Annotated in this window: 13 protein-coding genes and 4 pseudogenes; 5 read left to right on the top strand and 12 right to left on the bottom strand. The window is 40.5% G+C overall.

Features of this window, described 5'->3' with window-relative positions; genetic code table 11:
- Positions 1-72 precede the first annotated feature (72 nt).
- Both AEX56_RS01130 and AEX56_RS01120 read right to left on the bottom strand, forming a co-directional pair.
- Positions 73-1,075: pseudogene (locus tag AEX56_RS01130) on the bottom strand (alpha-amylase family glycosyl hydrolase); the annotation flags it as partial.
- On the bottom strand, positions 1,051-1,440 hold the full coding sequence (locus AEX56_RS01120) for a maltose acetyltransferase domain-containing protein (protein WP_236682987.1): 390 nt from the start codon (positions 1,438-1,440) through the stop codon (positions 1,051-1,053). The pseudogene AEX56_RS01130 and the gene AEX56_RS01120, both read right to left, overlap by 25 nt.
- 179 nt (positions 1,441-1,619) lie before the next feature.
- On the opposite strand from AEX56_RS01120, the pseudogene AEX56_RS01115 reads away from it, so the two are divergent.
- Both AEX56_RS01115 and AEX56_RS01110 read left to right on the top strand, forming a co-directional pair.
- Positions 1,620-2,862 (top strand): annotated as a pseudogene (locus AEX56_RS01115) (UDP-N-acetylmuramoyl-L-alanyl-D-glutamate--L-lysine ligase).
- 213 nt (positions 2,863-3,075) lie between these two features.
- Positions 3,076-3,732, top strand: a pseudogene (locus tag AEX56_RS01110) (FecCD family ABC transporter permease); the annotation flags it as partial.
- A gap of 36 nt (positions 3,733-3,768) precedes the next feature.
- Here AEX56_RS01110 and AEX56_RS01105 read toward each other — a convergent pair.
- The 9 genes and pseudogenes from AEX56_RS01105 to AEX56_RS01065 all read right to left on the bottom strand — a co-directional run bounded on the left by AEX56_RS01105 (position 3,769) and on the right by AEX56_RS01065 (position 10,025).
- The gene (locus AEX56_RS01105) at positions 3,769-4,404 is read right to left on the bottom strand and encodes a Spy0128 family protein (protein ID WP_049617575.1); all 636 of its coding nucleotides are present in this window, start codon (positions 4,402-4,404) and stop codon (positions 3,769-3,771) included.
- The gene (srtB, locus tag AEX56_RS01100; RefSeq protein WP_049617574.1) at positions 4,391-5,155 is read right to left on the bottom strand and encodes a class B sortase; all 765 of its coding nucleotides are present in this window, start codon (positions 5,153-5,155) and stop codon (positions 4,391-4,393) included. Before srtB ends, AEX56_RS01105 begins: the two co-directional genes overlap by 14 nt.
- Positions 5,142-5,435, bottom strand: coding sequence for a hypothetical protein (locus AEX56_RS01095; protein ID WP_049617573.1), 294 nt, complete (start codon positions 5,433-5,435; stop codon positions 5,142-5,144). Before AEX56_RS01095 ends, srtB begins: the two co-directional genes overlap by 14 nt.
- A 242-nt stretch (positions 5,436-5,677) precedes the next feature.
- Complete coding sequence (locus tag AEX56_RS01090) at positions 5,678-6,607, bottom strand: DUF7601 domain-containing protein (RefSeq protein WP_131542128.1); 930 nt, start codon at positions 6,605-6,607, stop codon at positions 5,678-5,680.
- Entirely contained in the window at positions 6,549-7,289 is a 741-nt protein-coding gene (locus AEX56_RS01085) for a putative Ig domain-containing protein (RefSeq protein ID WP_049617571.1), read from the bottom strand. The genes AEX56_RS01090 and AEX56_RS01085 overlap by 59 nt, the downstream gene beginning before the upstream one ends.
- Before the next feature lie 34 nt (positions 7,290-7,323).
- Positions 7,324-7,710, bottom strand: a complete 387-nt coding sequence (locus AEX56_RS01080) for a hypothetical protein (protein WP_049617570.1) — start codon at positions 7,708-7,710, stop codon at positions 7,324-7,326.
- Positions 7,707-8,048 (bottom strand): hypothetical protein, encoded by a 342-nt coding sequence (locus tag AEX56_RS08340; protein ID WP_131542129.1) that lies wholly within the window; start codon positions 8,046-8,048, stop codon positions 7,707-7,709. Before AEX56_RS08340 ends, AEX56_RS01080 begins: the two co-directional genes overlap by 4 nt.
- A gap of 762 nt (positions 8,049-8,810) precedes the next feature.
- Positions 8,811-9,269, bottom strand: a pseudogene (locus AEX56_RS01070) (pseudouridine synthase); the annotation flags it as partial.
- A gap of 54 nt (positions 9,270-9,323) precedes the next feature.
- On the bottom strand, positions 9,324-10,025 hold the full coding sequence (locus AEX56_RS01065) for a glucosamine-6-phosphate deaminase (RefSeq protein WP_049617568.1): 702 nt from the start codon (positions 10,023-10,025) through the stop codon (positions 9,324-9,326).
- Between the two features lie 94 nt (positions 10,026-10,119).
- Between AEX56_RS01065 and AEX56_RS08505 the strand changes: the two genes are divergently transcribed.
- From AEX56_RS08505 to AEX56_RS01055, 3 genes are read left to right on the top strand one after another with little or no spacing between them, the layout of a single operon-like run.
- Positions 10,120-10,293, top strand: a complete 174-nt coding sequence (locus AEX56_RS08505; protein ID WP_160315156.1) for a hypothetical protein — start codon at positions 10,120-10,122, stop codon at positions 10,291-10,293.
- 7 nt (positions 10,294-10,300) lie between these two features.
- Positions 10,301-11,329, top strand: coding sequence for a tRNA preQ1(34) S-adenosylmethionine ribosyltransferase-isomerase QueA (gene queA / locus AEX56_RS01060; RefSeq protein WP_049617567.1), 1,029 nt, complete (start codon positions 10,301-10,303; stop codon positions 11,327-11,329).
- An 11-nt stretch (positions 11,330-11,340) separates the two neighbouring features.
- The gene (locus AEX56_RS01055; RefSeq protein WP_049617566.1) at positions 11,341-11,817 is read left to right on the top strand and encodes an arginine repressor; all 477 of its coding nucleotides are present in this window, start codon (positions 11,341-11,343) and stop codon (positions 11,815-11,817) included.
- 40 nt (positions 11,818-11,857) lie between these two features.
- Here AEX56_RS01055 and AEX56_RS01050 read toward each other — a convergent pair whose 3' ends face one another.
- Positions 11,858-13,201 carry a dipeptidase gene (locus AEX56_RS01050; protein ID WP_049617565.1) on the bottom strand — a complete coding sequence of 448 codons (1,344 nt, stop codon included), beginning with the start codon at positions 13,199-13,201 and terminating at the stop codon, positions 11,858-11,860.
- Positions 13,202-13,235 lie beyond the last annotated feature (34 nt).

Here is a 13,235-nt window from a genome sequence, read left to right as displayed (position 1 = left end):
TGACTCCTCAAAATTTATTTTCTCTATTCTACCAAAAATCTTCCAAAAAATCCCGCCCTAGGCAGGATTTTTTTACTTTTTGAAAACGAATGCTTCATAAGGGCGAGGGGTATGATGATGCTGATCTGTGACTTCTGGGTAATTGTACAAGAAGATATCTCCCTTCACATCCAAAGTGTAATTTTGCATTTCTTTGGTAAAGTTGACAATGACCGTAAATTCATCTTCTTCATCAAATTTTCGATAAGCGAGAACATGCGGATTTCCCGTTTCCAAAGCTTGATAAGAACCTTCTGCCATCACTGGATATTCTTTGCGAAGAGCAATCAATTTTTGATAGGTATAAAAGATAGAGTTAGGATTTTTCAATGCTTCATCAGCGTTGATCAACTGATGATTTTCATGGATGGCAAGCCATGGTCGACCTTCTGTGAAGCCAGCTCCTTTTCCCTTACTCCATTGCATTGGGCGACGGGCATTATCACGACCTTTGGCATTGATGGAAGACAAGATTTCTTCTTTGCTAAAACCTGCTTCCAAACGTTCTTTGTACATGTTGCGAGTTTCGATGTCATCTGCTTGGCTGATATCCGTGATCGGATAATTGACCATTCCAATTTCTTCTCCTTGATAGATATAAGGTGTTCCTGACATAAAATGAAGATAAATGGCAAGCATCTTGCCACTCAATTCACGGTAGGCAGGACTATCATCTCCAAAGCGAGAAATGGCGCGTGGCAAGTCATAGTTGTTCCAAAAAAGAGAATTCACTGCCATCTGGATTGGAATAAAGCTGAGCATTATCTAGATTAGCCGACCAAGTTTCCCCAACAGTCACCACATCATGAGGACCGAAAGTATGCTGATTTAATTCTTTGATAAGAGGATGCAAAGTTGGTCCATCTGCTGTAATGAGTTGGTCTGGTTCTTTCCCAATCAAATCAATCACATCTAGGCGGAAACCACCAACCCCTTTGTCCAACCAAAAGTTAATCATTTTGTATATTTCTTCCTTGACCCTTGGATTTTTCCAATTGAGATCTGGTTGTTTCACCGAGAAAAGATGCAAATAGTAATTGAGGCACCGTATTCCGGGCCGGCTATCCGCTCCATTGCCTTCAATGGATGCAGGGTTGTATAAAATTGGACATTTGGTCCTAGCATGGCGTTTTTCCCAATGGTAACAGGACACGTATCTAAGACCATCCAACCAAAATTAGCATAGAAATTCTCGCCAACATGGACATGGCAACCATAATCCAAGGTTACAGGAGTTTCTACGTAAACATTTTCTCCTGTACTCCCAAGCCATTCTTTCATGAGTTCAGAACGCTTGGTTCCATCCATTTCTTGATTGACCTGCTGGCGATAAAGACGCGCTTGATCACGAAGTGCCACTAATTCTGCATCTCCTGCATAATAAAGCTGTCCAGCCAACATTTTTTCTCTTTCACTTGTCATTTGAACATAATGCCTCCTAATTAAAACGCTTTCTTTATTATAACACAGCCTAATGATTTTATTGACTTTCAGGTAAAACTAGGACTCATTCAAATTAGTAATTGTCTTTTCACTAACTTTTACTTGTCATTCTACTAAAATAGCTTTACAATAGGGATATGATTACGATTGAAGAAACTTTAGACATCCTAAAAAAAGATAAAAATTTCCGAGAAATCCTTGACCGAGGAGAATTTCTCTATGATTGGACCAGCGTAAGCTTTGACAAGTTATCTTATGATAGTCGAGATGTATCGCCTTCCACTTTGTTCTTTGTAAAAGGCGCAGCTTTTAAGAAAGAATTCCTAGAACTTAAGACAAAATTACCGTCCTGCTATGCTCTCGACAATGAATACGACCTTGGATGGAAAGACTTTTTTCAAATCAACCTTGACGACACCTGAGAGTCTGGACCTTTATGCCATGATGGCAGAGGCGGTCAAAAATGGCATGACCCACCTGATTATGGAAGTTTCTAGTCAGGCTTATCTAGTCAAACGTGTCTACGGTCTCACTTTTGATGTCGGTGTTTTTCTCAACATCAGCCCCGACCACATTGGTCCTATCGAGCATCCGACTTTTGAGGATTACTTCTATCACAAGCGTCTTTTAATGGACAATAGCAGAGCGGTTATCATCAATAGTGGCATGGATCATCTTAAAGTCTTGCAGGACCAAGTATCCTCCAAAGACCATGACTTCTACGGACCCACTTCTGAAAATGTCATCACAGATAGTCACGCTTTTGACTTCACTGTGACAGGTAAATTGGCGGGGCATTATGATATTCAGCTCATCGGCGGATTCAATCAAGAAAATGCTGTCGCAGCTGGTTTATCAGCTCTGCGATTGGGTGCAAGCCTAGAAGACATCCAAAAAGGAATCGCCCAAACCACCGTACCTGGTCGCATGGAAGTGTTGACACAGAAAAACGGTGCCAAAGTCTTTGTGGATTATGCCCATAACGGTGACAGTCTCAAAAAACTAATCGATGTGGTTATAGAACACCAAACAGGTCACATTACCCTTCTCATCGGTGCCCCTGGTAACAAAGGTGAGAGCCGACGTAAGGATTTTGGACTACTGCTCAATACCTATCCGCAGATCGATGTCATCTTGACTGCTGATGATCCGAATTTTGAAGCCCCCGCTACCATCAGCCAACAAATCGCACAACACATGACACGTCCATATGAAATCATTATTGATCGTGAAGAAGCGATTGCGACTGCTCTGGCTCAGACTAAAACCAGCAAAGATGCTGTCATTATCGCAGGAAAAGGGGCAGATGCTTATCAAATTGTAGAAGGCAAAAAAGCCACCTATGCTGGTGATCTTGAAATCGCAAAAAAATATTTATAAGTTAGAAAGAAGTGAGTTTTCTCAGTTCTTTTTTCATTTATTTAGAATGATTGTAATGTTTATTAAAATTGTCAGAAAACTATTGAATTATTAAAATTCTTTGTTATAATGAAACTTGTATGAATCTAGTAATCAGGTGGCGCAAGTTTTTTCTGAAAAGGAAGAAGTGGTAACGGAGGCATTGCTCTTTGAACTGGCGCAGATTTTTCCGATCCTATTTTGGTTGGTCTGACCCCTATTCTTGCTATGTTAGGAGGATCTGCCACCATTTTGTTGGTTTACATGGTCGCTCGTAAGAAAAATATGGGCATTCCTCCCACGCGCCTCATTATCGCAGGTGTCGGGATTTCCAGTATGCTGTCGGGCATTATGGTTTCCATTATCAATCGCATAAATCCTTTTAAAGTGCAGGTAGTTGTTCAATGGCTGAGCGGATCTGTAAGTGGGGGAAAATGGTTGACATTGACCATTTTTACACCTATTTTCCTAGTAGTCTGGATTCTTACTTACAGTCGTAGTCGTTCGCTGAATATTATGAATCTCAATGAACAAACTGCTATGGCACTGGGACTTGATGTACAAAAAGAACGAGCTATCACATTGATACTTGCAACAGCTCTAGCGGCTCTCAGTGTCGTCCTAGTCGGTAATATCACTTTTGTCGGTCTAGTCGCAGGTCACATCATCCGAAAATGGCTGGGCGGTGACCATCGTATCATTATCCCAGCCACTATGTTCATGGGAATTATCCTGCTCTTAATCGCAGACACCATTGGACGCGTTCTCCTTGTCGGAACAGGAATTCCAACAGGCATTATCGTCTCCGCCATTGGTGCTCCTTATTTCCTATATCTGATGAGAAAGCAGTAAAAAATAAGAAGATAGCAAACACTATCTTCTTATTTTTTACACTTCTTCATCTTTTTGTCTTTTCTTCATAAAGAAGATCAGAACCCAAAATCCTGCTAAGAAAATCATCCCAAGCTTTCCATAAATGGTTGAGGTATAACCTGCCTTAAACAGTAACGAATGCAGGGGTCCCTGTCTGATGATATAAGTATTTTTAAAGGTAAGATCATTATGCTGATAACCCTCGTTATCCATAATCAGATAGCTATAGACATGCAAATCACCTTTTGTCTCAACCACTCTCATTGTCACAGTATAAACAATCTTATCTTGTGTGACATGCTGGACATCACTTCGTTCCTCTTGATAGACTTTATACACATAGTCTCCAGGTGAGGAAAACGCAATCACTATTTCTTTTTTCTGGTCTCCTGCTAAGGTAAAAGTATAGTTGCTTTTTGCGCCATTTGGTAATGGTGCCTTTGCACTAACTGCTTCTATCCTATAGCTAAAGGTATCTTTGGGCTTAGCATATCCCGTATTGATAGCAATGATCTGTTGGATTGTTAGTGGATTGTCAATAATCTGGTTGGCATCAATCCTTGGAGATCCTATCAGCAATAAAAAGGATAATCCCGCAATCAATGAACATTTAAAAATAGATTCATAGCACTGAAATTTATTTTTCATCATTTTTAGCGTCCTTTTTCTTTTCACCTATTATCTTCTGTATCAGATAAAAAATGACTAGTAAAATCCAAATAATGATTAAGAATTGTAAGAGACCGAATTTAGGTAAATTAAAAGTAAAACTTTGCAACTGCTGACTTGGTCGCTCTTCTTTAAACGGATTGGGCTCTACTTTTTCGGTCAACACTCCCGCCAAAATATATCGACCATTTGTCACTGTTAAATCACAGGTATCTAGAAGGACGATACGGTCCTGATCTGAAATCGTCATTTTCCTAGAAAAGGTAGCTTTGTCATACAAATATTGAATGAGAGCTTTTTTATTTTCTTTCCCACTGACAGCAGGTGAAAAAATTTCTTGGTCCGTCCCCTCCGTCTTGATAAAAGCAAAAAATGTGATACCAAAACTAGGCAAATCATTTCTATTAATCGCAGCAAATTTGTGCTGATCAAAGAAATCTTTCTCCAAAAATTTTTCCATGTCCCCAAACATTTTTCTCTCTGCCATATAATGACCATAGATAATATTATTAAAATCGGAAAAATCTTTGCTGTTGCGATAATCCAAAAAAATGGAACCCGCTGTCGAATACTCCCCTAATACTGTGGTATTCAAATATTTGGCATTATCTTGTCCCTGAACGATGGGATAGTCAATCTTAGTCCCATATACATCAATCCAACCGATGACATCTTTATTAAGATCACGTAGTTTCTGATAAGATAAACCATCTGTACTATTAAGATAAACCATCTGTACTATCTGGTTTGTACATTTCGTACTGTTCACTACTTGCCACTTGAAACACTTGATTGGTATCCCATATTGAATAGACACCAATGATCAATATCGCCAAGGATAGAAATAAAATCACATAATCCACTACCATGGATAATTTTTTAATGATAGTGATGGTTAATTTTTCTTTATTTGTAAGCCCTCTGACTTCACTGCCTTCCGTTTTGGTAGTGCTACTTGCTACATCGGAAGATTTCTTTGATAGGGCATCTTTATGTTTTTGCAATTCTTTCATAAGATACCCTCTACTTCAATCTTAAACTTCACGATCTTTTCTTCTATTTTTCGCAAAGAAGAAGAGACCAAAAGCAGCAAGAAGAGCAAGGAGAGTCATTGGAAAGTTATCCAATAAAATACCCGCGGCCGCTTATTGTGTATTGACAAAGTCTGCAAAGTTACCGCTAGCTTGGTCTCCTAAAATAACACCTGCATCTTTTAATTGAGTAATATCGAATGTTTGTCCGTTTGCTGTACCAGTCACAGTCGGAGTATAGCCAGCTGAGTCCGTTTCGTTTCTTCCACAATTGCTTTAGACCCCAAAAGCACATCACTCACAACTAATCGTTCGCCAGCTTTCAATGTAAATGTAACTGCTTCTTCATAATTTTGAATTACTTTTTTGGTTTCTATAACCTGACCATTAGCATCAACAATATTCATCGTGTACTGTTGATCTGTTGATTTGCTCCCTACTGGTTTTGTAATTGTCATTTTGAAAGTGAAGTCTTGAGTTGTAGAAGTATTATTCCCTTTTACAGTGTTGGTAACAACAAATCCTTTTTTATCATCTGCTGTAGCTGTTGTACCAGTTGGGGGAGCATTCCCAACTTCTTTGTCATAACTATTTTCAAATTTAAAATTGTTATCCGTTCCCGTTGCACCAGCACTTGGACTATAGGCTGTTTTTTGTTCAGTTCCTACAGAGTTCCCATCATCCATTTTTGTTTGGGCAATCATGATACTTGTAACTTTAAATGATTCATCCAACTGTTTGGACACAAATAGAGATACTTTATATTCTGCTAGTGAAGACCGGAACTGTCCCCCTTCCGCTGGTTGGGATGGAGCAACTTCTTTGATTAAGTATGTATATTGACCAGCTTCTGTAAAAGGAACACCGTTCAGAAGATCATCAGAAGCTTTAATAATTTGTTTTCCTGCAGTGCCCCCATCATTATCCTGAACATCTCCATTCGTATATGAAACAGATGCTGCAGCCAACTGTGGCAATTTCCCTGTTTGACCAGTATCATTATTAAAACTATGTGGAGTTGCTGTAAAAGTAAAAGTAGTATTCGGTGTTGTGACACCTGCTTCTGGCAAGGTTAAAACCTTCTTAATCTGTAATTTAGGTAATGGCGTTACTATCGGTTCTGCTGCCATGATGCTGGCAGATGTTGCTGTCATAGGACTCCTTTCTGATACGAAGATACATGAAACCACTAGACAGCAAACCAACCAATGCTATCAAAATAGGAATCGGATAGCCATAGTCTCGGACACCGACGGGAACTAAAGCTGGATCCTGTTTAACGGATATAGTAATTATTTTTCGAGTACTTTCATTTATGTTTCCATCTTCTTGCTTGAGGGAAACTTCAAATGAGATATTCGCCACTTTTTCCCCGGAATTTCCAGGTATTGTCGCCCAATCCACCTTAGGTGATCCCGTTATCGTTTTCGTAGTAGGATCCCAAGCTAAACCATCTGGCAATTGCCCAACTGGGGGAACATTGATGCGTTCTGCTGGAAAGTCAGGATCGTTTACTGTTAATCCGATATTGACTTTTTCTCCCTCAAGAATCGTCTGCTCCTGCGGTGCAACGGTCAGTTCAACCTGCTTTAAGATTTCTGTTACTGGAATCGAGTAAGCGGAATTATCTTTAAACAGTAACTTGTATTTCAGAATATTTTCAGTTAATTTTTGCGTGGTTATGCCATCCGTCGTATACATATTGACAGGGGTTGGTTCCACCAAACTCCCTGTCCTACTGTCTAAAAATTGAAGATTTTCTTGTTGTGGAGATAGTCCATCTGGATTGTACACATTCGTTGGCTCTTTTTGCCGAGGGACATCGCTATAAGTCATGTAGAGTTTACGTGTTTCCTCTACGACCGAATTTTCAATTTTTTTGCGTCAGAGTAGGATTAGTTCCAGCTGTTAACTGAGCAGTTGCTTGATTTAAATCATCCACATAGATGTCTTTGTGTCGAAACTCTTTATAGGCGGCCCTCCCTAATGGACCAGACGCCGCAAACTTTGGATAACCTACATTATCTGTCCATTGTCCCTTATATATAAAGGCAATCAGTGGATCCTTCTCCAAATCAATAGTTGGATCTTGGTGTACCGTCACAAATTCCCATGTCACCTCTTTATTTTTCATAGCATAGCCCGAATATTCCACAGCCACGTACCGTTCTAAAAAGGTTTTTGGAAAGATGGCGGAATCCTTGAAGGCGTTCAAATTACTACCTCCCTCGGTACCACCAATGAATTGTGTAATCATTTTATCCCACAGATGATTGGAAATTTTGAGTTTGTTTTATCATAAGACTCAACAGTAGCTTTGGTAATTAGTCCAGGGTCTTTCTTCCAAGCATCGATTGAGCTAGGAGTATCAGGACTATAGGAATTGGTCGAGTCAGAAGGAGAAATTAAGGTATATCTTGGATCATCCTGATGAGGAAGGTAGACCCCTATTCTCGGATTCCAGCCGTAATTATTATTTTCACGGAAAGTCACATTCCACAAAATACTGCGCCGTTCGTAATTATAGTATTTTTGGATGGTAATGTGTTTAAAATTTTGGTAATCAAAAGGTTTGTCACGTGTGGGTTCTTCCACCCATTGGTCTCCACCCAAAGTTTCCCTGCTTCTTTATTGATTGTGTAGTAACCATTAGTAGGCATCTTATTAGGAAAAGTAGCGTTAAATGGATAAAAAAATGTTTCCTCTACCCCTGGATCCTGTGCTAATACCAATTGGGAAGGAGTAATAATAGACAGAAGAAATACTGCTAAAAATACTCTTCTAAGCAAACTTTTGACTTTAAATTGTACTTTACATTTTCTCTCCACTGAGTTCTACCCCTCCTTCTTAGCGCCATTCACAACCTTTTCCATTTTATAATCCCTTGATAAAATAAGAAAAGGACATCAATCTCTTAACATCAAAGTACCTTATTTCCTTTTATTATTCCAAAAATAGGTTGAAAGACCTCAATCCATTTCACGATTGAATATCCGTCTAGGTGTGTTTTACATAGTTTTTAAAATCATGGTTGACATTTTTATTATATTATAGCATATAGATTATTGCTTAGCTAAGATTTACTAAAATGAAAACGCATTTATTTTTATCCATATCTAAAAGTAGGAAAAAGTTAGTTAAAACAATTAAAATAGATAGAGAAAGTAACACTTCCCCTATCTATTTTTGTCTTTTTTTAGTTGTTTATTGCACCATTCTTTAACTTTTTGTCCAACTTCTTCTTTCGTCAGATGATCAACCTGAAGAATATCTACATTTCCTTTAGAAAAGAGTCATTTACGTTTTCAGGGTAGAAAATCCTGTAGGTAATCTTCAAATGAATGACGACTTCGTGCGGATGCCATTTTCAAAAAAGGCGGGAGCATCCCGCTCTAACAGTCCATTCACTTCTACATAATAGGTCTTTGTGACATGGTGCTTGGGGTGGAGCATGCGAAATCCCAGTGGGCCATTATTGGTCAAAAGGACCAGTCCTTCTGTGTCGCGATCCAAGCGCCCCACTGGATAGAGGCCCTCTGCCCGATCCTTTGGCGCAATCAAGTCAATGACGGTCTGGTGATTTCTATCTATACGAGCAGACACCACTCCTTGCGGTTTGTGAAGGAGATAATAGACGTCTGGAGCATGGCGGAGCTCTTTCCTTGAAATGGTGATATGATGCAAGGCGGGATCTACATTTTGTCCGTCTGAGCTGGCATAAGCACCATCAATGCGGACTTGCCGACCGCGAATGAGTTTCTTTATCTGATTGCGGCTACCATAGCCTGCTTGAGCCAGTAATTTATCTAAACGCATACCTTCAGTATAGCATAGAAAAAGCCTCGGACCAAGCGGTCTGAGGTTTTCTCCTTATAATTTTTCAGCTGCTGCTTCATCTACAATGACTACAACATCTGGATGTTTTTGAAGGACACTAGCTGGTAGACTTTCTGTAACTGGTCCTTTGACCATACCATACACAGCGTCAGCTTTTTCACTGCCATAGGCCATAAGGACAATCGTTTTTGCGGCTAAGATATTAGCAATCCCCATAGAATAAGCTTGACGAGGAACTTGGCTTTCATCTTCAAAGAATCGGGCATTAGCAGCAATCGTAGATGGCTCCAAATCCACCACACGCGTTACCCCTTCAAAGGAAGAATCTGGCTCATTAAAGCCAATGTGACCATTTCGACCCAGACCCAATATTTGCACCTCTACTGGATGATCCGCGAGGATTTGATTGTAGCGAACTACTTCTTGTTCAGGATTTTCAGCTAAGCCATTCGGTAAATAACTGACTTTAAACGGCTTCGCATCAAATAAATGCTCTTTCATAAAATAAGCGTAGCTCTGCTCATTTTCCGCTGAAAGCCCTACGTATTCGTCCAAGTTTACAGAGGTTAATGTAGATAAATCTAAATCGCTTTTAACCACTTCCTTGTAAAAATCAACAGGCGTCGAACCAGTGGCAAGTCCTAAAACCTGTGCTCCTTTTTCAATCGTTTCTTTGACGAGTTCAAATGCTACTTTCCCGCCTTCTTTGGCGTCTTTTACGGTAATGACTTTCATACATGCCTCCCTAAATTTTTCTTGACCTTATTATGTGATCTATACCAATTTTTGTCAAGTGATAACTTTAGAAAAAATATGGTATAATGAGTTCATGACATTTGAACTTTTACTCGTATTTTTAGCAGGATTATTTCTCGTAATCTTAGCCTATATTTTCAGACAACATCGTGCTGCGAAAATCAGCCTTGCTATCCTTGGAAGTCTACTTATGATTGCCCCGTTAGCCTTGATTGTCTATTTTATTTTTGTGATTTTTAGTACCTAGGAGACCTATGAATACAGCAGATTTTGATTTTGATTTACCAGAAGAACTCATCGCACAGACGCCACTCGAAAAACGTGACGCTTCTAAATTATTATTTCTTGACCACCAAAAACAAACGATGGTCGATACTCATTTTGACCATATCGTTGACCAATTGCAGCCTGGCGATGCTCTTGTCATGAACAATACCCGTGTCCTTCCTGCCCGTCTTTATGGTCAAAAATCAGATACACATGGACATGTAGAATTTCTTCTCCTGAAAAATATGGAGGGTGACCAGTGGGAAGTCCTTGCAAAACCAGCAAAACGCCTCAAAGTTGGGACAAAAATCGAGTTTGGCGATGGTCGCTTGAGCGCCACCGTTGTGAAAGAATTGGAACACGGCGGTCGCATTGTTGAATTTTCTTACCAAGGTATTTTCCTAGAAGTCTTGGAGAGCTTGGGCGAAATGCCTCTGCCACCCTATATCCATGAAAAATTAGAGGACCGCGAGCGCTACCAGACAGTCTATGCCAAAGAAAATGGCTCCGCTGCTGCTCCAACGGCAGGTCTGCATTTTACAACAGAGTTACTAAAAAAAATTCAAGCTAAAGGCATTCATCTAGTTTACCTGACGCTTCACGTTGGGCTCGGAACTTTCCGTCCTGTCTCTGTCGATAATGTCGATGAGCATGAGATGCATTCTGAATTCTACAGTTTGTCTCAGGAAGCTGCTGACACGCTCAATCAGGTCAAGGCAGCTGGTGGGCGAGTGATTGCAGTCGGCACTACCTCTATTCGCACCTTGGAAACTATCGGCAATAAATTTGATGGTCGTCTAGAAGCTGACTCTGGCTGGACCAATATTTTCATCAAACCAGGCTATGATTTCAAAGTTGTGGATGCTTTTTCAACTAATTTCCACTTACCAAAATCGACTTTGGTCATGTTGGTTGCTGCCTTTGCGGGTCGTGAATTCGTTCTTGAAGCCTATAAACACGCTGTTGACGAGCACTACCGCTTCTTCAGCTTCGGCGATGCTATGTTTGTCCAATAAAGGAATCATCTATGAATAAAATAGAAAGCCGTCATCAACTGATTCGGTCTCTCATTTCTGAAAAGAAAATCCATACCCAGCTGGAACTACAAGAGTTATTAGAATTAAATGGTATTTCAGTTACTCAATCAACCCTTTCCCGGGATATCAAGCTGCTCAATCTAGTCAAGGTCAATGATGATGACAGTGCCCATTATGTTATTAACAGCATTGCCCCTTCTCGTTGGGAAAAGCGACTGCGCTTCTACATGGAAGATGCCTTGGTTATGCTCAAACCTGTGCAAAACCAAGTAGTATTAAAAACCTTGCCCGGCTTAGCGCAATCCTTTGGCTCTATCTTAGATGCCATGGAAATCCCAGAAATCATTGCAACTGTCTGTGGTGACGATGTTTGCCTTATTATTTGCGAGGATAAGGAGGCAGCTCTATCTTGCTTTGATCAACTCAAGCAATATACGCCGCCATTTTTCTTTAGCAAGCAACAATAAAACTTCGTATGCCAACGGGCACACGAAGTTTTTTCTTATCTTATAAAGGATTGCTAGCCAAGCGATAAATAGCTTCAGCATAAATATCCATAGCCTTATAGAGTGCATCTAGTGGGGCACATTCATTTTCTTGATGCTCAGTAGATGCTACATGAGGGAAGCATGCTCCAAAGGCCACACAATTTGGCATGGTCCGGGCAAAGGTTGCTCCACCTGATGATTTAGCAGGTCGCATATCCCCTGTCTTGTCTTGATAAACCGCCATCAAGGTCGATACCAATTCACTGTCTAATGGCACATAGAGCGGTGCAAGGTAATCATATTCTTCATAAGTCAGACCCAGTTCTGCTGCTTTTTGGCTGAGAACGTCCACCAACTTTTCCTTGTCCGCCAAAACTGGAATACGAAGGTCCAAGCGAATTTCAGAATGCTCTTGATCAATGGTCAAACCAGCCATATTAAAGCTGAGCTGACCAGATGGCTCATCCTCAATAACTCCAAATAGACTTGTTCCCGTTGCATCTTCTCCAATGACTTGTGCCATAAATTGAAGTGCCGGATGATGAACATGTTCTTGAAGAACTTTCGCCAAACGTACAATGGCATTAATACCTTTTGTTGCATCTTTCGAATGCCGTGATCGGCCAAGAACGGTTAAAGCACCTCCATCATCGTCGTAGTCAAAACCAAGTTTATCCAAATCTGACTTCACTTGTTCCAGCCACTCACCCTGATAGGTCGCCTTGGCAGGGACTACATTATAGGCTTGCCCAGCCTCAATTTGCAAACTTTCATGTCCGGGACCAATCAATTTGGCTTGCAAGAGACTTTTTTCCGCATAGGTTAATGGAAATGCTGAATCTGGCGCAAAGCCCATCGTCGCTGGTTTTTCCAGTTCATTGTAGCGATTCATGCAGCGCCAAAGAGTCTCCTCGTCTGTACCGAAAATAAAACGAATTTTCTTATTGAAAATCACACCCGCATCCAAGAGCGCCTTGACTGCAAAGAGCGCTAGCATAGAAGGTCCCTTGTCATCTTGGACACCGCGTCCATAGAGCACACCGTCTTTGATGACCCCTTCAAAGGGTGGCGTACGCCATTTCTCTAAATCACCTGCGGGGACTACATCTAAATGGCAGAGCACAGCCAGGGTTTCCTCACCTTGACCAATTTCTGCATAACCGTAGTAGCCTTCGGGGTCAAGGTAAGTTGAAAATCCTAGTTTTTCTGTTAATTGTAAAGTATGTTCGAGGACATCCTGAATCGATTGACCAAATGGCGTACCACTACCATCTTCTTCATCTAAAACAGATGGGAATGCTACTAAATCTTGAATGGCACGGGTGACATCTTCTTGATGTTGCTTGGTTATAAATGCTTTCATTCTAAATCCTTTCTAGCAGGTAAAACGAGAAAAC

It is taken from the genome of Streptococcus sp. X13SY08, assembly GCF_001182825.2.
In the GTDB taxonomy this organism is placed as follows: domain Bacteria; phylum Bacillota; class Bacilli; order Lactobacillales; family Streptococcaceae; genus Streptococcus.
Note: the sequence above shows the minus strand (reverse complement) of the source record. Positions and strands in the feature narration are given on the sequence as shown.

Coding starts and splice junctions, on each gene's coding strand:
- AEX56_RS01120 (WP_236682987.1), bottom strand. CDS start 1,440: ATGTTGGCTGGACAGCTTTATTATGCAGGAGATGCAGAATTAGTGGCA.
- AEX56_RS01105 (WP_049617575.1), bottom strand. CDS start 4,404: ATGATGAAAAATAAATTTCAGTGCTATGAATCTATTTTTAAATGTTCA.
- srtB (WP_049617574.1), bottom strand. CDS start 5,155: ATGGTTTATCTTAATAGTACAGATGGTTTATCTTATCAGAAACTACGT.
- AEX56_RS01095 (WP_049617573.1), bottom strand. CDS start 5,435: ATGAAAGAATTGCAAAAACATAAAGATGCCCTATCAAAGAAATCTTCC.
- AEX56_RS01090 (WP_131542128.1), bottom strand. CDS start 6,607: ATGACAGCAACATCTGCCAGCATCATGGCAGCAGAACCGATAGTAACG.
- AEX56_RS01085 (WP_049617571.1), bottom strand. CDS start 7,289: ATGACTTATAGCGATGTCCCTCGGCAAAAAGAGCCAACGAATGTGTAC.
- AEX56_RS01080 (WP_049617570.1), bottom strand. CDS start 7,710: ATGATTACACAATTCATTGGTGGTACCGAGGGAGGTAGTAATTTGAAC.
- AEX56_RS01065 (WP_049617568.1), bottom strand. CDS start 10,025: ATGAAAGTCATTACCGTAAAAGACGCCAAAGAAGGCGGGAAAGTAGCA.
- AEX56_RS08505 (WP_160315156.1), top strand. CDS start 10,120: ATGACATTTGAACTTTTACTCGTATTTTTAGCAGGATTATTTCTCGTA.
- queA (WP_049617567.1), top strand. CDS start 10,301: ATGAATACAGCAGATTTTGATTTTGATTTACCAGAAGAACTCATCGCA.
- AEX56_RS01055 (WP_049617566.1), top strand. CDS start 11,341: ATGAATAAAATAGAAAGCCGTCATCAACTGATTCGGTCTCTCATTTCT.
- AEX56_RS01050 (WP_049617565.1), bottom strand. CDS start 13,201: ATGAAAGCATTTATAACCAAGCAACATCAAGAAGATGTCACCCGTGCC.